This is a genomic window from Bradyrhizobium sp. USDA 4501 (assembly GCF_054062115.1).
Window position 1 is genome coordinate 8,404,969 of the sequence record NZ_JBSSEX010000001.1, and the last position, 21,241, is coordinate 8,426,209.

A 21,241-nucleotide genomic window follows, 5' to 3' on the forward strand; every position below is an offset into this window, starting at 1 on the left:
AAGATAGATGAACGTGTTAGGGCCGTAACTCGACCTTGACCGGGAACTTCTTGAGAAGCCGCTCAGCCTTCTCGGCCTTGTCCGGAGGCGCGCTCACGCTCAGGTACAGCCCGCGGGACGGATCGGTGATCGCGTCGACACTGACCTCGCCGGACAATCCTTCCAGCGCCAGCAGCTCGCGCGCGGCCTCGCCGGCGGCGATCTCGCGCAGCTTCGGCTTGAAGATCTTGCCGACCGGAGTCACCGGCATCTCCGGAATCACCGACACCACGCGCGGGCGCGCTGGCGGCTCCAGGATGTTGTCCTGCACGAAGGCGGCGAGCGCGTTCGGATCGATATGGGAGCCGGGCTGCGCCGAGACGAACAGCATCGGCACTTCGCCGGCGTAGGCGTCGGGACGTCCGACGGCTGCGGCAAGCGCCACGCCCGGAAAGGCCAGCGCGGCGTCCTCGATCGCGCGCGGATCGATGTTGTGGCCGCCGCGGATGATGACGTCCTTGGCGCGGCCCATGATGTAGACGAAGCCGTCGGCATCGATCCGGCAGATGTCGCCGGTGCGCAGCCAACCGTCGCGGAACGCCTCCTCGGTCTGCTTCTTGTCGACATAGCCGGCGAACACCTGCGGGCCCCTGGTCAGCAGTTCGCCGACCGGCGAGGGCCACGGTCCGGTGTGGAGCTTGCCGCCGTCGAGGATCGCAAGCTCGACCAGCGGATTGCGGGTGCCGACGCTCTCGGCGCGCGGCTTCACGCCGTGCACATCGTGAGTGATGGCGCCGGCGAGCTCGGTCATGCCGTAGAGCTGCTGGATGCAGGAGCCGCCCCAGGTCGCAAGATAACGCCGCTCGATCTCCGGCGGGCAGATCGAGGCGCCGGTGGCGGTGACGCGCAGGGTCGAGATGTCGCTGTCCGCGACCGGGATATCGGCGAGGGCGCCAAGTATCGTCGGCACGTTGCCGGCGATGTTGATGCGGTACTTCTCGATGATCTGCCAGAAGTGCCGGACCAGCGCCGGATCGCGCGCGCCGGCGGGACCGGGGATGACCATCGTCGTGCCGGCCGCCAGGGAATTGGCCGTGGTGCAGAAAAGGCCGCCGACATGGAACAGCGGCATCGTGATCATCGCGCGCTCGCCGCGATGGAAATCGAGCGCCATCCGCGAGGATACGGTGGAGGCGACCATCGCGCGGTTGGTGAGCCGCGCCACCTTGGGATGGCCGGTAGTGCCGCCGGTCGGGAGCATCACGGCGACGCGGTCGGCCTCGCTCATGTCCTTGGACATGCCGTAGTCGTCGCGCCAGGCGGGATCAGGCCGCAGCACCTCACCGTCGAAGGCGATGCTGCCGTCGAGCGGCACGATCACAATGTGCTTCAGGGACGGCACCTCGCGCTGCAGGCCCTCGACCCTCTCATAGAGCCCGCCTGGCATGCCCGGCGGCGGCGCCAGCAATAGCTTCGCATTGATCGCATTGAGCTGGGCGACGATCGCTTCGCGCGTGAACAGCAAATTGAGCGGCTCGGCGACGCCGCAGGCGGCTGCGCCGAAGATCGCGACGACGGTCGCGGGGCACGCCGGGAGCAGGACAGCCACCGCGTCGTCCTTGCCGATGCCGTGCTTACGGAAATAGGTTTCAGCGGCCTTGATGCAGCCCATCAAGTGATCGTTCGAGATCACGACCGGGTTGGGATCGAGCGGCGAGCGCAGATAGATCGCGGCTTCAGCGTCCGGAGCGCCCTGCGGGCCGCGGGCAATGAGGTCGAGGATGCGCGGGCATGCCGCGAGCGTCTCCTGCATTTCCCTGTCGCGCGCAGCCTCGTCGGCCGGCGAAAGCCTGTCCTTCAGCATATCCGTCCCCGTCCATTCTTGTTCGTTGGGACGGGGATTGTATCGAGCCGTGCTCGCGGAACACAAGTGCGGCCATAGCACTCAGTCATTCCGGGGCGGCTCGCCGAGCCGAACCTCAGGTGCGCGAATTGCGCACCGGGGAGTCTCGAGATTCCGGATTCGATGCTGCGCATCGCTCCGGAATGACGTGCGTGGTTACCCGTGGACCACCGATTTGGCGATCATGCAGTGGATGCCCTTGGAGCCGTTGACCGTCTGCGTCACGCGCAGGTCGGCGGCCAGGCTGCACAGCGTGTAGGCGTCCTCGCGCGACAGATTGCGCTTCTCGCCGAGCAGCACGATCATGTCGCGCAGCGCCCGCACCACGCACTGGTCGAGATCGGGATCCATCGCCATGGTCATGTAATGATCCGCGGTCTCTGCGCGCGGATAGGCGAGCTTGATATCCTTGCGCAATGTGAGGCGGAAGCGGCCGGTCAGCGCGGTCTCGATCGCGGTGACGCAGACCTCGCCGTCGCCCTGCACGCCATGGCCGTCGCCGCAGGAGAACAGCGCGCCCGGAACGAACACCGGCAGATAGAGCTTGGCGCCGGCGCCGAGCTCCTTGTTGTCGAGATTGCCGCCCATCGCGCGCGGGATCAGCGAGGAGATCCGGCCCCAGGCCGGCGGCGGCGACACGCCCATCACGCCGAAGAACGGCTTGAGCGGCAGATCGAGCCCCCAGGGCATACGGCCGACCATGCGCCCGCGATCGAGCGGGATGTTGAGGACGCGTGTTTCGTGGAAATCGTCGGGCAGGGTGCCGGACAATGGCTTGATCAGATTGTAACCCCAGTCCTGTCGCAGCTGAACGTCGAGAATATCGACCTCGAGCACGTCGCCGGGTTCGGCGCCGGCAACCGCGATCGGGCCGGTCAGAATGTGTCCGGGTACCATCCGCTCGCACTTCGCATGGATCTCGTCGAGCTCCGGCGGAACGAAGAATTTGCCGCGGTCGGGCACCACGTCCGGGCCGCCGCTGACGGTTTCGATCGTGATCTCGTCGCCGCTCGCAACGGTCAGAACCGGTTTCAGCTTGGCTTCAAAGAAGCCCCAATGGCAGGTTTCAGGGCTCGACTTCAGATGATGATAGGTCATGTGACGGCTTTTGATTGGTTTCCCAGCAGCGTATGACGCTGTAGCAGAACTTCGCAGGGGCTTCTCTTGTTTTTTGTGCTCTCCAAGACGCTCGGCATCATGCTGTTGCCGATCAACTTCCTGATCGGTATCGGCGTGATCGGCACCGTGCTGCTGTTGACGCGGTTTGCGCGCCTCGGCCGCAGGTTGATGGTGGCCGCGCTGCTGCTGCTCGCGATCTGCGGCTTCTCGCCGCTCGGCAATGTCCTGATCTCCACATTGGAGCAGCGCTTCCCGCCATGGGATGCCTCGCGCGGCGCGCCGGACGGCATCATCGTGCTCGGCGGCTCGATCGATGCCGATCTGTCGGTTGCACATGGCACGCCGGTGGTGCGCAGCGCCGCCGATCGCGTCATCGCGGCGGCGACGCTCGCGCGCAGATATCCGAATGCGCGCCTTGTGTTCACCGGCGGCAGCGCGAACCTGATCTCGAACGATGCGCGCGAAGCCGACTATGCCGCCGAGATGTTCGAGGGGCTCGGCATTGCCAGGTCGCGATTGATCATCGAGCGCCGCTCGCGCAACACGGTGGAGAACGCCGAATTCTCCAGGGCGCTGGTCGATCCCAAGCCGGGCGAGCGTTGGCTGCTCGTCACCTCGGCCTACCATATGCCGCGCTCGGTCGGGCTGTTCCGCAAGGCGGGATTCAATGTCGAGGCCTATCCGGTCGATTGGCGCGTCGGCGATGTCTTCAGCTTCGCGACGCTTGCGATCGACGGCCTGTCGCGCACTGATCTCGGCACGCGGGAGTGGGTCGGGCTTCTGGCCTATCATCTGGCCGGCAAGACCGACGATTTGTTGCCGGGACCGGCTGCACGTTGAGGCGTAGGCACTTGTCGCCTCCAACGGCCAATCCTAACATCAAATCAACAGGCGGCGCCAAGCCGCCGATCACGGGAGTTTTCGCCATGCAACAGCAGACACCGCCGGAAAAGTTCGACCTCGGCGCAATCGTCACCGATCTGAACAATCTGCTGCGGCTGAAGACCACGGTGATCGGCATCAAGATGTTCGCGCGCGCCGAGGAGATGGAGGCGATCCCGAAGATTCGCCGTCCGTCGGCGGTCCACACCACGGACCAGATCGTCAGCATGGCCTCGCGGCTCGGCTGGACCGTCGGCATCACCGGCGACGATCTGGTCGGCGCGCAATGCCGCGCCGTGATCGGGCTCGCGCCGCAGGATGAGAAATGGCTTGCCGGCGAGAATTATGTCGGCGTCTGGCACGGCACCGCCGAAGACGCGCGCAAGCGCCAGGAGGCGCTCGACGTGGTGCCTTACGGCCAGTACCAGGCGATGGCGGTGAGCCCGCTGACCAGCGGACGGCTCAACCCGCCCGACATCTGCCTCGTCTATGCGACGCCGGGACAGATGATCATCCTGATCAACGGGCTGCAATACACCGGCTACAAGAAGTTCGAGTGGGGCGTGGTCGGCGAAACCGCCTGCGCGGATTCGTGGGGGCGGGCGCTGAAGACCGGCGAGCCGAGCCTGTCGCTGCCGTGCTTCGCCGAGCGCCGCTATGGCGGCGTGCCCGACGAGGAGATGCTGATGGCGCTGCCGCCGGCCTATCTGGTGAAGGCGATCGCCGGCATGAAGCAGCTCGCCAAGAACGGTTTGCGCTACCCGATCGCGCCCTACGGCATCCAGGCCGACGTGCGCGCCGGCATGGGCGTCTCGTACAAGAAATAGCCGATTGCGTCGCCGCGCCCGCGATGACAAAAGGGCGCCCAATTCGCTGCGCAGGGAGCCTGATCCATGTCCTCGTCGAAACTCGACATCGTCGTCTACGGCGCGACCGGCTTCACCGGCCAGCTCGTCGTCGAATATCTCGCGGCGCATTATCGCGTCGGCAGCCTGAAATGGGCGATGGCCGGGCGCAGCAAGGACAAGCTCGCCTCGGTACGCGACGCGATCGGCGCGCCCGCCGACACGCCGCTGATCGTCGCCGATGCCGGCGATGCCGCCTCGCTGAAGGCGATGCTTGCGCAAACCAGGTCTGTCATCTCGACGGTCGGACCGTATCAGCTCTATGGCAACGAGCTGATCGCGGCCTGCGTGGAAAGCGGCACGGACTATTTCGATCTCTGCGGCGAGCCGATCTGGATGCGGCAGATGATCGACAAATACGAAGCCGCCGCGAAGGCCAGCGGCGCGCGCATCGTGTTCTCCTGCGGTTTCGACTCGGTGCCGTTCGAACTCGGCGCGTTCTTCGTGCAGGAGGAAGCGAGGCGCGTGTTCGGCGCGCCGGCGCCGCGCATCAAGGGCCGCGTGCGCGACATGCGCGGCACGCTGTCCGGCGGCACCGCGGCGAGCGCCAAGGCGACCTTCGATGCGGTCGCCAAGGACCTCAGCCTGGTTGCGATCCTCAACAACCCTTTCGCGCTGACGCCGGGCTTCGAGGGCCCGAAGCAGCCACGCGGCAGCAAGCCGGCCTATGAGGAGGATTTGCACTCCTGGACCGCGCCGTTCATGATGGCGCTGATCAACACGCGCAACGTGCACCGCTCCAACATGCTGATGGGCTTTCCCTACGGACGGGACTTCGTTTACGACGAGATGGTCCTGACCGGCCCGGGCGAGAAGGGCGAGGCCAACGCCAAGAAGGTGATGGCGTTGAATTCCGAGAAGACCGGCCCAAGCGCGCCGAAGCCGGGCGAGGGGCCGTCAAAGGAGGAGCGCGAGAACGGCCGCTACGATCTGCTTTATCTCGCGGTCGCGCCCGACGGCCGCATGGTCCGCGCCGGCATCAAGGGCGATCGCGATCCCGGCTACGGCTCGACCTCGAAGATGATCTCCGAATGCGCGATCTGCCTGCTGCGCGATACACCCGACGTCGCCGCCGGCTTCTGGACGCCGGGAGCGGCGATGCAGCACAAGCTGATCAAGCGCCTGATCGATCACGCCGGGCTGACGTTCGAGGTCGAGAAGTAGCTTCGCTTACCTCGCCCCGCTTGCGGGGAGAGGTCGGATCGCATCGTCAGATGCGATCCGGGTGAGGGGTACAGGTCCGTCCGATCGCATTGCTCGTGGAGAGAGCCGCTCACCCCAACCCTCTAAGAGCGAGCTTCGCTCGTCTCGACCCCGTGAAGGACGGGGAGAGGGAGAGGCGCTACGCCGCCGCGCGCGGATTATAAGCGTACATGAAGTCCATGCCCTTGGACGACACCGGCAGCAGCAGCTTCAACATGTGATCGCGGAGCCAGGCGCCGGTCGGGCTGAACTCGCGCTTGCTGTTGCCGTTGCGGCGGGCGATCGCCACGATCTTCTCGGCGCGCGGGCGCCGCTCGTGCTCGAAAGCCTGGAACGTCATGCCGAGCTCCTGGCCGTCGCGCATCAGGATGCCGAGCCGCAGCGCGTCTTCCAGCGCCAGCGATGCGCCCTGGCCGGCATGCGGGCTCGTCGCGTGCGCGGCGTCGCCGATCAACAGGGTGCGCTTGCGCGACCAAGTCGGCAGCGTCGCGACGTCGAGCGTGTCGGTGACCACGATATTCTCGGCGGCTTCGATGATCTCGGGGATCGGCGCGTGCCAGCCGGCGTGGAAATCGCGCAGATGCTGCCTGATCGCGGCCTGGCTCTGCAACCGGTAGGCCGCCGCGGTCATGCCGTGCGACGGCTGCGTGCTCCACCACATCGCGCCCGTGTCCGGATCGGGGCTGCACATCCCAAAGCCGAAGAAGCCGCTCTGCCCGAACGTGGTCGCCACCCTCTGGCCGATCGGCAGCTTCTCGATCACCGCGCGGGGCACGAATCCGCCGAAGCCGATCAGCCCGGTGTCGAACGGCGTCGGGCCGTCAGGGATCACATGGCGCCGCACCGCAGAGTGCACGCCGTCGGCGCCGATCACGAAATCACCCTCGGCGGTGGTGCCGTCGTTGAAATAGGCGATCACGGGCTGATCGCCGCGGTCCTCGATCTTCACCAGTTTCCTCTCGAAGAACACCGAGACGTTGGAGGCCCAGGCCTTGTCGATCAGCGTCTCGTTCAACGTCGCGCGGCACATGTTCACCGCGGGCTGGCCGAAGCGCTGCTGCATGTTCTGGTTGAGCGAGCCGAGCTTCTTGCCGCCCTGCGAATAGAAGTCGAAGGACTCCGCGATCGAGCCGTTGCGGATCAACTCGTCGGCGAGGCCGAGCTCCGCCAGCACGTGCATGCCGTTCGGCGCGATCTGCAGCCCGCCGCCGATCCCGGTGGAGTAGGGCCAGGCTTCATAGAGCTCGGTCTCGATTCCGGCGCGGGTCAGGAACATCGCGGTGACAGGGCCTGCGATGCCGGCGCCGATGATCAGAGCTTTACGGGGACGTGAGGTCATGCCTTGCTCCAGCATCCGTGTGGGATAGGAAAGGTCAGTTGCTAATTATCTTAGTTTATAAGATGTTAGGCGAGTAAGATATAGGAGCCGATTTGTCAAGCACGACGTCGCGCGAAGCGCTGATGCAGGAACTCGAGGAGGCGATGCGCCGGTCATCCGCGCAGGGCGTGATGTACGGCCAAGCCGTTGCAAACATGGCCGGAATCTCCAACTCCGACATGGAATGCATGGACATCCTGCACCTTGAGGGGCGTGTGACCGCGGGGCGCCTCGCCGAGGTCACCGGGCTGACCACCGGCGCGATCACCGGCGTGGTCGATCGTCTGGAGAAGGCGGGTTACGTGCGCCGCGAGCGGGACGAGAGCGACCGCCGCAAGGTCTTCATCTCGGTGGTGGAGGAAAAAGCGGCGGAGATCGGCAAGTTCTACGTGCCGATGCAGGAGGCGATGCTCAAGCTGTGGAGCAGCTACACCGACGACGAGCTGCGCTTGCTGCTGCGCTTCGCCAATGACGGCTATAAGGGCGTGCTGGAAGCGACCGGAGCATTGAAGGCGGTGATCGACATGCCGCCGGAGCAGCGCGCCAGTCTCAAGATGCCGCCGAAGACTCGTCGATGATCCGTGCCGACGTCGCGCGGTAGTGCTCGGCTGCCGCATACATGCCCCACATCGTGCCCAGCATCATCCAGAAGTGCCGCCAGTGGTCGGTATCGATGATGAAGCTCTCGCCGACGAAGCCGAGGAACGCCGAGAAGACCGCGAGATAGCCGCGCTGCCACGGCACCCGCATGTAGATGTAGCGGAAGCCGATGATCGCGGTGACGAACACCAGCGCCGGATAGCAAATCCCCGAGATCCAGCCGCCCGACATGAAGGCGTTGAGATAGGAATTGTGGGTGTCCTCGGGGAAGTAGGTGTGGAATTGCAGCGGCCCGATGCCGAACGGCAGCTCGAGCGCCATCTGGGCGCCGAGGATGTGGCGGCCGAACCGGCCGAAGCGGCCTTCGTCATAGCTCTGGTCGAAGCTCGCGCGCTGCTTGAACATGTCCGCGACCGAGCCGATCGAGAGCAGCACAGCGATCAGCGCCACGGCCAGGATCGCGGCGATCAAGGTCATCACGATGATGCGCGAGCGCTGCGCCTGCGAGCGGCTGGTGAACACCATCAGCGCCAGCATGAAGGCCGCGGTGATCACGAGGCCGCCCCAGGCGGCGCGCGAGAACGACAGCAGGATCGCGAGCGAGATGATGCCGAAGGCGATGGCGTTGCGGAGCGCCTTGCCGAAGCGGTCGGAGACCACGCTCTGCAGCGTGAACAGCGCCGGCAGGATCAGGAAGGCGCCGAGCACGTTCGGGTCCTTGAAGGTTCCGCGGGCGCGGTCATACAGCGTCAGCAGGTCGTAGCCGCCGGGCACCAGACGGAAGTAGCCGGCGATGCCGGCGAGCGAAGCGATCATCGCGCCGACGATCAGGCCGCGGCGCAGCATGTCGAGGCGGGCTTCGGTATCCTCCGACATCACCATCGCGAAGAAGATGACGGTGATGGCCATGTACCAGGAGGTCAGGATCCAGTTCACCACCTCCGGCTTGTCGAGGAACGGCACCGCACCGATGCTGTAGCCGACATTGAGCACGATCAATGTGAACAGCAGCGGCATGAACACGAGCCGCATGCGCAGGCCCGTGGCGAAGAACAGCACGCAGGCAGTCAGCGTGACGAGCTCATACGGGCTCGGCTCGATGAACACAATGGCGCCGGACGCGCCGGCCAGCCACACCAGCGCCCGCTGCAGCGCCAGCACGCCCGTTGGTGCTGATGTCAGCGAATGGGTCGTCCCGGCTGTCGCCGCATAGGCCATCGGATACTCACGCAACGCAACGGACACAGAACCTGACACCCGTTATTGCGAGGAGCGTCAGCGACGACGCAATCCACCTATCCCCTAGCGGCAGCGTGGATTGCTTCGCTGCGCTCGCAATGACGTGCGGTTTGAACCCGCCTCGATCAGTACGCGTTCTCGCTTTTCGTTAGCAGCGAGAACGGGGTCTTGAGCAGGATGTAGAGGTCGAACAGCACCGACCAGTTCTCGATGTAATAGAGGTCGTATTCGACGCGCTTCTGGATCTTCTCGTCAGTGTCGACCTCGCCGCGCCAGCCGTTGATCTGCGCCCAGCCGGTGATGCCGGGCTTGACGCGGTGGCGGGCGAAGTAGCCGTCGACCGCCTCGTCGAACAGGCGGTTCTCCAGCTTGCTCTGCACGGCGTGCGGGCGCGGGCCGACCAGCGAGAGATTGCCCTTCAGCACAACGTTGAACAGTTGCGGCAATTCGTCGAGCGAGGTTTTGCGGATGAAGCGGCCGACGCGGGTCACGCGCGGATCGTTCTTGGTCACCACCTTGGAGGCGGTGGGGTCGGCCTGATGGTGGTAGAGCGAGCGGAATTTGTAGACGTCGATCCGCTCATTGTTGAAGCCGAAGCGCTTCTGGCGGAACAGCACCGGGCCGGGGCTGTCGAGTTTCACCGCGAGCGCCACCAGTCCCAACACCGGCAGCGCCGCAACCAAGGCCAGACCGCCGACCACGCGGTCGAACAGCCATTTCAGCACCAGATCCCAGTCGGTGATCGGCGCCTCGAACATATCGAGCGTCGGCACCTTGCCGATATAGGAATAGGAACGGGGGTGGAAGCGCAGCTTGTTGGTATGGGCCGACAGGCGGATGTCGACCGGCAGCACCCACAGCTTCTTCAGCATTTCCAGGATGCGGGTCTCCGCCGAGATCGGCAGCGCGAACAGCACGAGGTCGACGCGGGTGCGGCGGGCGAATTCGACGATGTCATCGATCTTGCCGAGTTTCGGTGCGCCGGCGCAGGTGTTGGTGGCGCGATCGTCATTGCGGTCGTCGAACACGCCGAGCAGATGGATGTCGGAATCATCCTCGGCGTTCAGCGCCTCGATCAGCTGCTCGCCATTGTGGTCTGCTCCGACGATGATGGTGCGGCGGTCGAGCCGGCCGTCATGCGCCCAGGCGCGCACCATCGATCGCAGCAGCAGCCGTTCGGCGATCAGCACCGCAAGGCCGACGCAGAAGAACGACGACAGCCAGACCCGCGAGACCTCGCCGCCGAGCTTGACCAGGAAGGAGATGCCGATGAACAGCAGGAACACGACGGCCCACGACGAGATCATGCGCGTCATCTGGCGAAGCTGGCCGCGGAAGATCTGCACCTGGTAGATATCGGCGGCCTGGAAGCAGACCACGGCGGCAGCCGACATGCCGAGGATCGATGCGATGTACCCCCAGTGAATACTGCCGCCGGCGAGCGGCCTGACATAGGCGAGATAGAGCCCGACGCCGACCAGGCTGAGCAGCACGAAGTCGGCGAGGCGAACCACGCCGGCGATCACAACCGGCGAGTAGGCGCCGCGAACCTTCTGGTTGGTAACGGCGAGCGCGGCCGGCGAGAGGCGCCGGCGCCGTTCGATCTGCGGCTGAGCGGCCGTCGCAGACGCAGCGGCATCCAGCATCGAGCGTGCGTTAAACGGTTCCACGAGTCCACGTCCATTCCTGCGCATGCAGATGGGCATCCGCGCGCAGCACGAAAATTCCCCCGGGCGTGACTTAAGGGGACAAATCGGAAGAAACGGTTACGTGTGCAAGAAGTGGTTAACGTTTGGCAAATGCGTCGCGATAGCCGGCCAGTACCCCCTCGACCATCGCGCTTTGCGAGAAATGTTCCGAAATCCGCTCGCGCAATCGCTCGGCGCGCGCCGCGGTCGCGGCGGGATCGTCGAGCGCGGCCTTGATCGCGTCGGCCATCGCTCCAGCATTGCTCGGCGCGAACAGGGCGTCGGTGTGGGTATCGAAGATCTCCGGGATGCCGCCGACATCGGCGGCGATCATCGGAACGCCGGCCGCGCCCGCCTCGATCACTACATAGGGCATCGAATCGCCGCGCGAGGGCACCACGAGCAGGCTGCCCTTCGAAAAGCCATAGCGCGCCTTGACGTGACCGATGAAGCGGACGGCCTCGCCGAGCGACAGCCGCTTCACCTGCTCCTTGAGGCGCTCGAATTCCTCGCCGTCGCCGCCGAGCGTCAACGTCACCGGCTTGCCCTCGGCGCGCAGCTTCGCCACCGCGTCGATCAGCAGATCGGCGCCCTTGATGCGCCGGAACTCGCCGACATAGGCCACGTCGGTGGCATCGTCGGCGCGGGGGACCGGTTCGAACTCCTCCGCGGTGACGCCGTTGAACACGCAGCGCACGAGGCCTGCCGGCTTGCCGACGGTGCGCTGATAGGTGTCGCGGGCAAACGCGCTCTCGAACAGGAACAGGTCGGTGCTGTTCATCAGGGTGCGCTCGAGCTGGCTGTAGAAGCGGCCCTTCCAGGTGTCGAGCGGGTAGTGCAGCGAGCCGCCATGCGGCGTGTAGACCCGGATCACCTTGCCCGACCGCCGCCGCAGCCGGACATAGGCGCCGGCCTTGGCGCCATGCCCGTGGACGACATCGGGTTTCAGCTTGCGGATCAGGCCGGCGATGTGGGCCCAGACCATGAAGTCGGCGAAGCGCGGCTCACGGCGTATCGCGACGCGGTGGACGCCGAGCTTGAGCCGCGGCTCGATCTCGGCAAGCGCCGCGTCGGCCCGCGCGCCGCCGGTCAAACTGTCGGCGACGATGCCGACATGATGGCCGCGTTCGATCTGGCCGTTGGCGACGTCGAGGATGTGACGAATGATGCCGCCGACCGGGGCACGCACCACGTGCAGGATGCGGAGGGGCGGTTGCTGATTTTGATCCTGCGCCATCGATCAGAACCAGCGCTCGCCGACGAACACGGTGTCGCCGGGGCCGATCGGCGTGCCCAGGGGAGCGACGAAGCGGCCGGCGCCGGATGCATTGGTGTGGGTGACGGTAACCTCGTCGCGCCTGGCGCGCGGCGAGAAGCCGCCGGCGATCGCGATCGCGCTTTCGACCGTCATGTTGGGCACATAGGGATATTGGCCGGGGGCCTGGACTTCGCCGAGGATGAAGAACGGCCGGTAGGCCTCGATCTCGACTGCGACCGACGGCTCGCGGATGAAGCCGTTGCGCAGCCGCGCGGTGATCTCGGCGGCAAGCCCGGCGGGCGTCCGGCCGCGCGCCGGCACCGAGCCGATCAGCGGCATGGTGATCGCGCCCGCGGCGTCGATCGCATAGGCGTTGGTCAGCCCTTCCTGGCCATAGACCACAACGCGGAGCTTGTCGCCGGGGCCGAGATTATAGCCCTCGCGCGTCGGTGCGGGATCGGCATAGGCCACGGGCGCAGCATACGCCATCGGTTCGAGACCGGGGTCACCGGCAAGCGGCGACGTTCGGCCAATGCAGCCCGACAGCGCGAGCGCAGCGACCAGACAAATAAGGGGAGCGCGCAGATCGCGCATGCAAGGAATCCCGCGACAATATCGGCTCCGATTAACGGCACCCATGGTTAACAAAGAATGACGGGGCGGGTGGTGGCGGCCATGCCCGTCAACCCCACCGATTAACCCAGCGGCAACCTTAATGGACTGTAATCGCCCCATTGAGATGGAGTCGCGGTGTCCGCGGGGGTTCGTTATGCGTTTTGCATTCTGGCGTAGAGGCAAGGATAAGGCCGTCGTGCAACGGGCGTTGCCGAAGTCTGCGCCCGTTGCCGACGAAGCTGTCGTGAAGCCGGCTGCGCCCAAGCCTGATCCCGACAAGCCTGCTCCTGACAAGCCGGCCCGTCCGGCGGAGGCGGCCGATCTTGACCTGCACGTGCTCGGCCGCGCGCTGGCGCGCAAGCGCGGCTGGATCATCGTGCCGACGGTGCTGGTGTTCGCGTTGTCGCTTGCCGCGGTCAACGTCGTGACGCCGCGCTACAAGTCGGAAGCGCGAATCCTGATCGACAATCGCGAGAACGCCTTCCTGCGTCCGAACGGCGAGCGCGACCTGGAGCGCACCTCGCTCGACGCCGAGGCGGTGACGAGCCAGGTGCAGCTGTTGCTGTCGCGCGATCTCGCGCGCGACATCATCAAGAAGAACAAGCTGGCCGAACGTCCGGAGTTCGATCCGGTGCTGCGGGGCTTTTCGCCGCTGAAGTCGCTGCTGGCGCTGTTCGGCATCGGCCGTGACCCGTTCAGCCTGACGCCGGAAGAGCGGGTGCTTGATTCCTATTACGAGCGCTTCCAGGCTTTTGCGGTCGACAAGTCGCGCGTCATGGTAATCGAGTTCCAGTCCGAGGATCCCGAGCTTGCGGCGCGCGTCGCCAACTCGATCGCGGACGGCTATCTCGTGCTGCAGCAGGCCGCGCGGCAGGACCAGGCCAAATCCGCCAGCACATGGCTGCTCGGCGAGATCGACAAGCTGCGCACCAAGGTCGCAGAGGCGGATTCGCGCGTCGAGGAATTCCGCTCGAAGTCGAGCCTGTTCGTCGGCACCAACAACATCCCGCTGTCGAACCAGCAGATGGGTGAGCTGAACACGCAGCTCAACAATGCCCGCGCGCTGAAGGCGGATGCCGAGACCAAGGCACGGCTGATCCGGGAGATGCTTCAGGTCGGCAAGCCGATCGAGGCGTCGGAGGTGCTCAATTCCGAGCTGATCCGCCGGCTGGCCGAACAGCGCGGCACGCTGCGCGCGCAGCTTGCCGAGCAGTCGTCGACGCTGCTCGACAACCATCCGCGCATCAAGGAATTGAAGGCGCAGATCGCCGATCTCGACCGGCAATTGCGCGAAGAAGCCGGCAAGGTTTCGCGCTCGCTGGACAATGACGCCCGCGTCGCCGATGGCCGAGTCATGGCGTTGCAGGCGAGCCTGGACCAGTCGAAGAGGCAGGCGTCGTCTAGCAATAGCCAGGACGTGCAACTGCGCGGGCTGGAGCGCGAAGCCAAGGCGCAGCGCGACCTGCTGGAGGCCTATCTCGCCAAGTACCGCGAGGCGACGGCGCGCGAGAACATCGAGGCCGCGCCGACCGACGGTCGCATCATCTCGCGCGCCTCGGTTTCGAATACGCCGGCCTATCCGAAGAAGCTGCCGATCGTGCTGATCGCGACGCTGGCGACGCTGCTGCTGTCATCCGGCATCATCATCACCGGCGAGCTGCTGCGCATCTCCGCGCCCGGTGCGGTTGGCCGCGCCTTCGCGCCGGCGGCTGCCGTGATCAGGCGCCGCGAGCCGGTCATGGATGCCGCAACCGTGGACCAGCCCGCGCCGGCGCTGCCCCCTGAACCCGCGCTCGCATCGCCGGTCGCGCCGAAGCCGGCCGTGGAGCCCGAACTGCCGCTGGAGCCTGCGGCTGCCTATGAACCTCCGCCGCAGCCTGAGTCCGCCCAGACTGCCGACGAGATCGATGAGCTCGCCGAGCGCCTTGTCGCCGCCGGTCCCGCCGCCCACAAGGTCACCGTGCTCGGCCCGGCCGCGGCTGATAGCGTTACGTTGACCGCCCTGACGCTGGCGCGTCTGATGGCGCGCCAGGCCAAGGTTGTCGTCGTCGATCTCGTCGCGTCCTCGCCGGTGCTGACGTCGGCGACCGTCGATCCGGCGGCGCCCGGCCTTGCCGAGCTGATGCAGGGCGAGGCGACCTTCGCGCAGATCATCACCAAGGACCGGCAGTCGCGTGTTCAGATCGTCAGCGCCGGGCGTCCGGGCTTCGATCGCTCGCATCTGCAATCCCCGCGGCTCGCCCTTGCGATCGATGCGCTGCTCAGGGTCTACGACCACGTGCTGCTCGACGCCGGTTCGGCCCTCGACCTGCCGGCCGAACTGCTGACCGCGAAGGCGCAGGCGGTCGTCGTGCCCGACGCCACCATGGCGCAGGATGCCCGCCACTCGATGGTCGAGCAACTCAGGGCGGTCGGCTTCGCCGAAGTGACGATGCTGAGCAAGCCCTGCGCGGCGTCGGAAGCGGCTGTGAGGGGCCCGCGGGTGGTGGCTGCCTGAGCGCCACCGTCAGCCCGTCGGGGTAAATCCGGTCGCCCGCACGATCCCTTTCCAGCGATCGGATTCGGTGGCGAGCAGTTGCGCAAAGTCATTCATCGCGATTGCGTCGACGTCGACCGACAGTTTGGCCATGCCGGACTTGACCTCGTCGCTGCGCAATGACGCCTGGATCGCGCCGTTGAGTTGCGCGACGATTGCCGCGGGCGTCTTCGCCGGCAGGAAGATGCCGAACCAGGTCACGTCCTGAAGCCCGGGGTAACCGGCTTCCGCCACCGTCGGCACATCGGGGAGGGATTTGAGACGGCTGGGACCGGTCGTCGCCAGAGCGCGAAGCTGTCCGGACTGGACCTGACCCAGCAGGCTGTCGATCGGCATCACCGCCGACGCGATCTCGCCCTTCAGGAGATCCTGGACCGCCCCTCTGCCTTGATAGGGCACGTGGAGATAGTCGAAGCCCGCGGTTCGGCCGAGCATCGCACCGATGAAATGCAGGGTGGTGCCAACGCCCGGCGTGCCGTAGGTCGCCTGTGTCGGGTTGGCGCGGCACCAGGCGACGAAGTCGGCGAGGCTCCTGACATCGTTCGGGACTTTCGGGCCGATCGCCAGCAGCGTCGCGAATGAGCCGACGGTCGATACCGGCGTGAAGTCCTGCGGTGTGTATGCGAGCGCATTGTAGGTGTGTGGAAACAGCGCGATGAACCCAAGCGGCGCGAGCAGCATGACCGATCCATCGGCCTCGGCGTTCTTTACCGCCTCGATCGCAATCCGGCCGCTCGCGCCGGGCCGGGTCTCAACGACGATGGAGTCGGCATAGTCCTTCATCTGCCCGGCAACGAGCCTTGCGACGGCGTCGGGCAATCCGGGCGTGTAGCCGGTCAGGATATGGGCGGTCTTCAGGCGGGGCTGCGCGCCGACTGGCCGGACCAGGCCTGCGGCGGCGAGCGCGGCACCGGCCGCTGACGCGGTCAGGACGTCGCGACGGGTCAACATGCATGCCTCCATGGTCGTCGAGCCGCGCCGTTCGGGGCGCGACGATCTGCGTCATCGCACGCGGAGGATGCGTGAGGCGGGGATAAACGTCCAATGCTAGTGTCTGAGGCGTCCATAACCGTTTTGGTAAGGATCGCTGATGCAGGACATCGAGCGTGCCCGACGCCGGATCAAGCTGCGCGACCTGCACATCCTGCTCGTTATCGCGCAGCGCGGCAGCATGGCGAAGGCTGCCGCGGAGCTCGCGGTGTCGCAGCCGGCGATTTCGCGGGCGGTCAGCGACATGGAGCACGCGCTCGGCCTTCGGCTATTCGATCGTTGCCGTAACGGCATCGAACTGACGGCCTATGGCCATGCTCTGGTGCGACGCGGGGTCTCGATCTTCGACGAGCTTACCCAGGGCTTGCAGGAGCTCGAGTTTCTGGCCGATCCGAGCATCGGAGAGTTGCGCATCGGCAGCACGGAGAGCATCGCAGCGGGCTTGCTTCCGGTGGCGATCGACCGCTTCACGCGGCAGCATCCCGGCATCCGCATCAATGTCGCGCAGACCGTTCTCAGCGATCTGCGCTACCGCGAACTGCGCGAGCGCAACATCGATCTGTTGCTTGGATGGACGCCGACGCCGTTTGACGAGACGGACCTGGCGGTCGAGCCCTTGCTCGATGATCGGCGCGTCGTGGTCGCGGGAAGGCGAAGCAAATGGGCGCGCGCGTCCAGGCTCGAATTGGCCGACCTCGCACACGAGCGCTGGGTGCTGCCTCCGCCGGACACCTTTCCGGGCGCCGCGGTGGCGGAGACGTTTCGCGAATTCGGAATGCAGATGCCAAGCGCGCCGATCACGACGCTGTCGCTTCATTTGTGCTGCCGGCTCGCCGCGACCGGCCGCTTCATCACCGTGCTGCCGGGCTCGGTCGCGCGGTTTGCCGGCGGTGATCTCGGGCTGAAGGAGCTTCCGGTTCAGCTTCCGCGAGCGGCCGCCGTCTCGGCCGCGATCGTCACGTTGAAAGGCCGCACCTTGGGGCCGACCGCCGAGATCTTCATCGCGTGCATCCGTGAGATCGCCAAGGCGGCCGCAAGCAAGGCGGCCGCCGGCAGGTGACAGGCATTACCGGCGCCGTTCCCATCCCATCCGGTGGAGGCGCCCGATGCCTAGTGCGCCATCATCGGCTCGCGCGCGGTTCGCTCGAGCACCGGATCGATCCGCAGCCTGATCGTGACCAGCGCGCCGATCAGTCCCATCACGGCGAGCAGCAGCAGCCCTGCCGTAAAGCTGCCCGTCAGGTCCTTCAGATAGCCGACGGCGAATGGGCCGGCGAAGCCTGACAGGTTGCCGAGCGAGTTGATCGCGGCAATGCCTGCCGCCGCCGAGGCGCCGGTCAGGATACCTGCCGGCATCGGCCAGAACATCGGCGGCACCGCCGACACGCCGATCTGCGCAAGGCAGAGCAGGGCGACGATCAGCACCGGATTCGACACCAGCCCGGCAAGGCCGATACCGACGGCGGCGAGCGTCAGCGCGCCGGCGACATGGTATCGCCGCTCGCCGGTCTTGTCGGAATGGCGGCCGAGCAGCACCATGCCGACCGCGCCGAACACGAAGGGCAGGGCCGCGATCAAGCCGGTCTGGGTGTCGGTGACGCCAAACGCCTTGATGATGGTGGGCAGGAAGAATGCGACGCCGTAGCTTGCCGCGTTGAGGCAGAAATACACGAAGGCGCAGGCAAGGACCCGCGAGTCGGTGAGCGACTGCAGGACGGAAATATGCTCCACGGCCTCGGTTTGCTGCCGCTCGCGCTCAAGCGTGGTCTGAATCCACTTGACCTCGTCGGGCTGCAGCCAGCTTGCCTGGCGCGGAAAATCCGGCAGGAAGGTCAGGACAGCGAAGCCGACCAGGACCGACGGCAATGCCTCGCAGACGAACAGCCACTGCCATCCGGTCAGGCCGGCGCCCGACAGGTTGAGCAGCAATCCCGAGATCGGCGCCCCGATGATGCTCGAGATCGGGATCGCCAGCATGAACAGGCTGATGACGCGCGCGCGGTACACCGACGGGAACCAGAGCGTCAAATAGAAGATGATGCCCGGGAAGAAGCCGGCTTCGCAGGCGCCGAGCAGGAGGCGCAGGAAGTAGAAGATCCATTCGCTCGACAGGCCGCTCGCCGCGGACATCTGCGGGATGAAGGCAAATGCGGCCGAGACGATGCCCCAGCTGATCATGATGCGGGCGATCCACCGCCGCGCACCGAACCGCTCCAGCAGGATGTTGGAGGGCACCTCGAAGAAGAAGTAGCCGATGAAGAACAGCCCGGCGCCGAGCCCGTAGGCGGCCTCGCTGAGGCCGAGCGCCGCGTTCATATGCAGCTTGGCGAAGCCGACATTGACGCGATCGAGATAGGCCACGAAGTAACACAGGATGAGGAACGGAATCAGCCGTCGCATCATCTTTCCGATCGCGCGCTTCTCGACATCGTCGCTCATCGTTCCCATCCCTTCCTGTTTTTCGATTCGGCAGACGATCACTGCGCTGTTCGGGGCGGCACCTGGCGCACCCGCAGCGGTTCGTCGCGTTGCTCTTGCAAGTCTTCTTCATTGTTGTGTAATCGACTGCCGCGTGACTAATGGCATTTGGGAATGGAGCCACGGCGAAACTGTCATGATGCACCGCGGTATAAACGCGGGAACCCTGGAGCGTTTTCCGGCGAAGTGGCTGCTCGCTCGCGTCAAGAAAACGCCTCAAAGCAGAATCTGGAGCCCCGTTCCGGCTTAATCGGAACGGAAAGGGCCCTTGCCGGGCAGGATGGTGGCGGGCCGTGATCAGTAATCTGAAACTGCGCCAGCTGCGCTTGCTGGTCGCTCTCGACAATGAGCGCAAGTTGCAGCTCGCCGCCGAGCGGTTGAACATCACCCAATCGGCGGCATCGAAGATGCTTGCCGAAATCGAGGCGCTGGCGCGGGTTCCCTTGTTCGAGCGCACGGCGCGCGGCGTCGAACCGACGGCCTATGGATCGATCCTGATCCGTGGCGGCAAGAGCGTGCTGGCCGATCTCGACCAGGTCACCGACGAGTTCGCGGGCTACAAATCCGGTGAGCTCGGCACCGTCTCCGTTGGAACAGTCGCCAAGCCGAGCATCGACCTCGTCGTCGACGTGATCCAGTATCTCGGCGAAAAGCTGAATCGGGTGAACATCTCGCTCGATGTCAGCACCAGCCCGCCATTGATCACGCGACTGCTGGCGCTCGAGTTCGATTTCGTCATCGCCAGGATTCCCGCCGGCATCGACCCCCGGCAATTCGACTATTACGAGATCGGCGCGGAGGAGGCGGTGCTGCTCGTTCGCGCGGAGCATCCGTTGGCCGGCCGCGAGACGGTCGAGCTGGAGGACATGGCCGACCAGCAATGGATCTGCCAGCCGCGCGAATCCTTCATGCGCCAGGCACTCGAGAGGCTGTTCATGAGCCGCGGCGTGACGCCGCCGCGCCGGGTCATCAACACCGAGTCGTTTTTCGCATCGGTCGGAATTGCCGCGGGCATCGACGCGATCGTGCCGGTCCCCATGCTGGTGTTCGATCTGGTCGATCCGCAGCGGTTCAAGGTGCTGCGCCTGCGCGACAGGCTGTTGTTGGAGAATTACGGCCTGATCAAGTTGCGCAAGCGTGCGCTGTCACCCGCTGCGGCACTCTTGTTCGACGCGATGAAACGGCTCGGCGTACCGAATGGCGGCGCAGAGCAGGGCGACGCGGCGCGCTGAACACTCAGCGGAACATGCTGCGCAGGTTCTGGGCAATCTCGAACAGCGCCGGATTTTGCTTCACAGCGCGCTTGGCGCGATTGATGGCCGACAGCGCGCTGGCCGCCGGCTTGCCGCGCAAGCTGAGCGGAACGAAGCTGTCGACGACGGCTTCATCGTCCTTGCAGAACAGCCGCTTGTACTCGTCCGAGCCGATGCCGAGATCCAGAGCGCGGTAGTTCAGGCCGGCATGGCGATCGATGATATCGCGCATCAGGATCAGGCCGGGGCTGAACTTGGAATTGGCCGACATCGTGTAGGTGTTGAACATCATCGAGAAGCGATGACCGTCGGACACGCCGGCGAAGATCGCGATCACTTCCTCGTCGCACTCCAGCGCGTGGATGTCGATCGCGTAGCCGTTGCCGTCGGCGCGCGGCGCGAGGCAGGCGGCACGAATGAACTGCTCGATGCCCGGCTCGGCGAACACGTTCGGCAGCTTCTGCTCGGCCATGCGCTGCGGCTTGACGCGGAAGAACCAGTCGAGCAGGCGGCAGACATCGGCGCTCTCGCTCGCGACGTAATAGCGGTAGCCGGGCAGCGCCTGCAGCTTGCGCTCCTTGCCCTTGAGGCGGCGGCGGAACGAGTTGCTGATCAGCGCCGCCGGTGCCGCGCTAGGCTCGATCGCCAGCACCGGACAGTCGTTGACCGAAGCCTGGCGCGGCAGCAGCGCCAGCGGATTCGGCAGGTCCCGCCAGCGCAGCGGCTGCTGGCAGAGCACGAGCGCATCGGCGCGGGAGCGTTCGGCGATCGATCCGATCAAAGCCGCGATGTCGGCTTCCGTCGCGTTGGCGGCGAAATCCTTCTCGCACAGCGCCATGTTGAAGGTCGTATGCTTGCCGCCCATGAAGCTCGCGCAGTTCGCGCCGAGGCGGGACTCGATTGCGAGCGGCAGCAGCAGCAGCGGCCGGCGTTCGCTGTCATGAGCGACGACGATGAAGGGCCGCAGGTCCTCGCGCTCGCCGACTTGGCGTTGCCAGCTGGCGAGGAAATCGAACCGCTGATAGGGCGTGTAGCTGTGCTGCGACGTCTCGAAGCCGCGCCAGGTCGCTTCGGCCGCGGTGAGATCATGAAAGATGTCGACGCCGGCGACGCGGATCGCGTTCGGCCACGCCCGCGTCTCGGCCGTCTGGCCTTCGATTGCCGCCGCCATGGTCATCTCGGAACCCGAAATTTTAGGGTATTAATTTACAGTTC

General features: G+C 65.7%; 17 protein-coding genes. 7 read left to right on the plus strand and 10 right to left on the minus strand.

Translation table 11 applies throughout. From position 1 onward, the window contains the following. Positions 1 to 16: 16 nt before the first annotated feature. Together ACVWZM_RS39160 and ACVWZM_RS39165 are read right to left on the minus strand one after the other, a co-directional pair. Positions 17 to 1,843, minus strand: a complete 1,827-nt coding sequence (locus tag ACVWZM_RS39160; RefSeq protein ID WP_076825273.1) for an AMP-binding protein — start codon at positions 1,841 to 1,843, stop codon at positions 17 to 19. Between the two features lie 195 nt (positions 1,844 to 2,038). After that, complete coding sequence (locus ACVWZM_RS39165) at positions 2,039 to 2,980, minus strand: acetamidase/formamidase family protein (protein WP_076825275.1); 942 nt, start codon at positions 2,978 to 2,980, stop codon at positions 2,039 to 2,041. 66 nt (positions 2,981 to 3,046) lie between these two features. Between ACVWZM_RS39165 and ACVWZM_RS39170 the strand changes: the two genes are divergently transcribed. The 3 genes from ACVWZM_RS39170 (at position 3,047) to ACVWZM_RS39180 (ending at position 5,952) form a co-directional block, all read left to right on the plus strand. Then, positions 3,047 to 3,841, plus strand: coding sequence for a YdcF family protein (locus tag ACVWZM_RS39170; RefSeq protein WP_083714900.1), 795 nt, complete (start codon positions 3,047 to 3,049; stop codon positions 3,839 to 3,841). Between the two features lie 86 nt (positions 3,842 to 3,927). Then, on the plus strand, positions 3,928 to 4,710 hold the full coding sequence (locus ACVWZM_RS39175; protein ID WP_076825277.1) for a DUF169 domain-containing protein: 783 nt from the start codon (positions 3,928 to 3,930) through the stop codon (positions 4,708 to 4,710). 66 nt (positions 4,711 to 4,776) lie between these two features. Further along, entirely contained in the window at positions 4,777 to 5,952 is a 1,176-nt protein-coding gene (locus ACVWZM_RS39180; RefSeq protein WP_076825278.1) for a saccharopine dehydrogenase family protein, read from the plus strand. 178 nt (positions 5,953 to 6,130) lie between these two features. Here the strand turns inward: ACVWZM_RS39180 and ACVWZM_RS39185 are convergent, their stop codons facing one another. Then, positions 6,131 to 7,330 (minus strand): FAD-dependent oxidoreductase, encoded by a 1,200-nt coding sequence (locus ACVWZM_RS39185; RefSeq protein WP_310885897.1) that lies wholly within the window; start codon positions 7,328 to 7,330, stop codon positions 6,131 to 6,133. A gap of 122 nt (positions 7,331 to 7,452) precedes the next feature. Between ACVWZM_RS39185 and ACVWZM_RS39190 the strand changes: the two genes are divergently transcribed. Then, the gene (locus ACVWZM_RS39190) at positions 7,453 to 7,947 is read left to right on the plus strand and encodes a MarR family transcriptional regulator (RefSeq protein ID WP_141341084.1); all 495 of its coding nucleotides are present in this window, start codon (positions 7,453 to 7,455) and stop codon (positions 7,945 to 7,947) included. On the opposite strand, the gene ACVWZM_RS39195 is transcribed toward ACVWZM_RS39190, so the two are convergent. The 4 genes from ACVWZM_RS39195 to ACVWZM_RS39210 all read right to left on the minus strand — a co-directional run bounded on the left by ACVWZM_RS39195 (position 7,919) and on the right by ACVWZM_RS39210 (position 12,748). Continuing rightward, positions 7,919 to 9,187 carry an O-antigen ligase family protein gene (locus tag ACVWZM_RS39195; RefSeq protein WP_076825280.1) on the minus strand — a complete coding sequence of 423 codons (1,269 nt, stop codon included), beginning with the start codon at positions 9,185 to 9,187 and terminating at the stop codon, positions 7,919 to 7,921. The two genes, ACVWZM_RS39190 and ACVWZM_RS39195, sit on opposite strands and share 29 nt — an antisense overlap. Positions 9,188 to 9,333: 146 nt before the next feature. Further along, on the minus strand, positions 9,334 to 10,878 hold the full coding sequence (locus tag ACVWZM_RS39200) for an undecaprenyl-phosphate glucose phosphotransferase (protein ID WP_057020669.1): 1,545 nt from the start codon (positions 10,876 to 10,878) through the stop codon (positions 9,334 to 9,336). Positions 10,879 to 10,993: 115 nt separating this feature from the next. After that, positions 10,994 to 12,133, minus strand: coding sequence for a glycosyltransferase family 4 protein (locus ACVWZM_RS39205; RefSeq protein WP_229190295.1), 1,140 nt, complete (start codon positions 12,131 to 12,133; stop codon positions 10,994 to 10,996). A gap of 3 nt (positions 12,134 to 12,136) precedes the next feature. Then, positions 12,137 to 12,748: a polysaccharide biosynthesis/export family protein gene (locus tag ACVWZM_RS39210; RefSeq protein WP_076825284.1), complete on the minus strand. Its 612-nt coding sequence runs from the start codon at positions 12,746 to 12,748 to the stop codon at positions 12,137 to 12,139. A gap of 175 nt (positions 12,749 to 12,923) precedes the next feature. Here ACVWZM_RS39210 and ACVWZM_RS39215 point away from each other — a divergent pair, with 175 nt between their 5' ends. Next, positions 12,924 to 15,266 carry a GumC family protein gene (locus ACVWZM_RS39215; RefSeq protein WP_456855947.1) on the plus strand — a complete coding sequence of 781 codons (2,343 nt, stop codon included), beginning with the start codon at positions 12,924 to 12,926 and terminating at the stop codon, positions 15,264 to 15,266. 9 nt (positions 15,267 to 15,275) lie between these two features. On the opposite strand, the gene ACVWZM_RS39220 is transcribed toward ACVWZM_RS39215, so the two are convergent. Further along, on the minus strand, positions 15,276 to 16,256 hold the full coding sequence (locus ACVWZM_RS39220; protein WP_076825404.1) for a Bug family tripartite tricarboxylate transporter substrate binding protein: 981 nt from the start codon (positions 16,254 to 16,256) through the stop codon (positions 15,276 to 15,278). A gap of 139 nt (positions 16,257 to 16,395) precedes the next feature. Between ACVWZM_RS39220 and ACVWZM_RS39225 the strand changes: the two genes are divergently transcribed. Next, positions 16,396 to 17,355 carry a LysR family transcriptional regulator gene (locus ACVWZM_RS39225; protein ID WP_076825288.1) on the plus strand — a complete coding sequence of 320 codons (960 nt, stop codon included), beginning with the start codon at positions 16,396 to 16,398 and terminating at the stop codon, positions 17,353 to 17,355. A gap of 50 nt (positions 17,356 to 17,405) precedes the next feature. Here ACVWZM_RS39225 and ACVWZM_RS39230 read toward each other — a convergent pair whose 3' ends face one another. After that, positions 17,406 to 18,743 (minus strand): MFS transporter, encoded by a 1,338-nt coding sequence (locus ACVWZM_RS39230; RefSeq protein ID WP_016844958.1) that lies wholly within the window; start codon positions 18,741 to 18,743, stop codon positions 17,406 to 17,408. A 323-nt stretch (positions 18,744 to 19,066) separates the two neighbouring features. Between ACVWZM_RS39230 and ACVWZM_RS39235 the strand changes: the two genes are divergently transcribed. Next, positions 19,067 to 20,005: a LysR family transcriptional regulator gene (locus ACVWZM_RS39235; RefSeq protein ID WP_076825290.1), complete on the plus strand. Its 939-nt coding sequence runs from the start codon at positions 19,067 to 19,069 to the stop codon at positions 20,003 to 20,005. A gap of 4 nt (positions 20,006 to 20,009) precedes the next feature. Here ACVWZM_RS39235 and ACVWZM_RS39240 read toward each other — a convergent pair whose 3' ends face one another. Then, positions 20,010 to 21,203, minus strand: a complete 1,194-nt coding sequence (locus tag ACVWZM_RS39240) for a GNAT family N-acetyltransferase (RefSeq protein WP_456855949.1) — start codon at positions 21,201 to 21,203, stop codon at positions 20,010 to 20,012. Positions 21,204 to 21,241: the final 38 nt, after the last annotated feature.

What these genes read in the sequence shown, in the direction of transcription:
- ACVWZM_RS39220 (WP_076825404.1), bottom strand. Translation starts at nt 16,256, where the DNA reads ATGTTGACCCGTCGCGACGTCCTGACCGCGTCAGCGGCCGGTGCCGCG.
- ACVWZM_RS39195 (WP_076825280.1), bottom strand. Translation starts at nt 9,187, where the DNA reads ATGGCCTATGCGGCGACAGCCGGGACGACCCATTCGCTGACATCAGCA.
- ACVWZM_RS39225 (WP_076825288.1), top strand. Translation starts at nt 16,396, where the DNA reads ATGCAGGACATCGAGCGTGCCCGACGCCGGATCAAGCTGCGCGACCTG.
- ACVWZM_RS39175 (WP_076825277.1), top strand. Translation starts at nt 3,928, where the DNA reads ATGCAACAGCAGACACCGCCGGAAAAGTTCGACCTCGGCGCAATCGTC.
- ACVWZM_RS39215 (WP_456855947.1), top strand. Translation starts at nt 12,924, where the DNA reads ATGCGTTTTGCATTCTGGCGTAGAGGCAAGGATAAGGCCGTCGTGCAA.
- ACVWZM_RS39165 (WP_076825275.1), bottom strand. Translation starts at nt 2,980, where the DNA reads ATGACCTATCATCATCTGAAGTCGAGCCCTGAAACCTGCCATTGGGGC.
- ACVWZM_RS39205 (WP_229190295.1), bottom strand. Translation starts at nt 12,133, where the DNA reads ATGGCGCAGGATCAAAATCAGCAACCGCCCCTCCGCATCCTGCACGTG.
- ACVWZM_RS39190 (WP_141341084.1), top strand. Translation starts at nt 7,453, where the DNA reads ATGCAGGAACTCGAGGAGGCGATGCGCCGGTCATCCGCGCAGGGCGTG.
- ACVWZM_RS39210 (WP_076825284.1), bottom strand. Translation starts at nt 12,748, where the DNA reads ATGCGCGATCTGCGCGCTCCCCTTATTTGTCTGGTCGCTGCGCTCGCG.
- ACVWZM_RS39185 (WP_310885897.1), bottom strand. Translation starts at nt 7,330, where the DNA reads ATGACCTCACGTCCCCGTAAAGCTCTGATCATCGGCGCCGGCATCGCA.
- ACVWZM_RS39240 (WP_456855949.1), bottom strand. Translation starts at nt 21,203, where the DNA reads ATGACCATGGCGGCGGCAATCGAAGGCCAGACGGCCGAGACGCGGGCG.
- ACVWZM_RS39160 (WP_076825273.1), bottom strand. Translation starts at nt 1,843, where the DNA reads ATGCTGAAGGACAGGCTTTCGCCGGCCGACGAGGCTGCGCGCGACAGG.
- ACVWZM_RS39230 (WP_016844958.1), bottom strand. Translation starts at nt 18,743, where the DNA reads ATGGGAACGATGAGCGACGATGTCGAGAAGCGCGCGATCGGAAAGATG.
- ACVWZM_RS39180 (WP_076825278.1), top strand. Translation starts at nt 4,777, where the DNA reads ATGTCCTCGTCGAAACTCGACATCGTCGTCTACGGCGCGACCGGCTTC.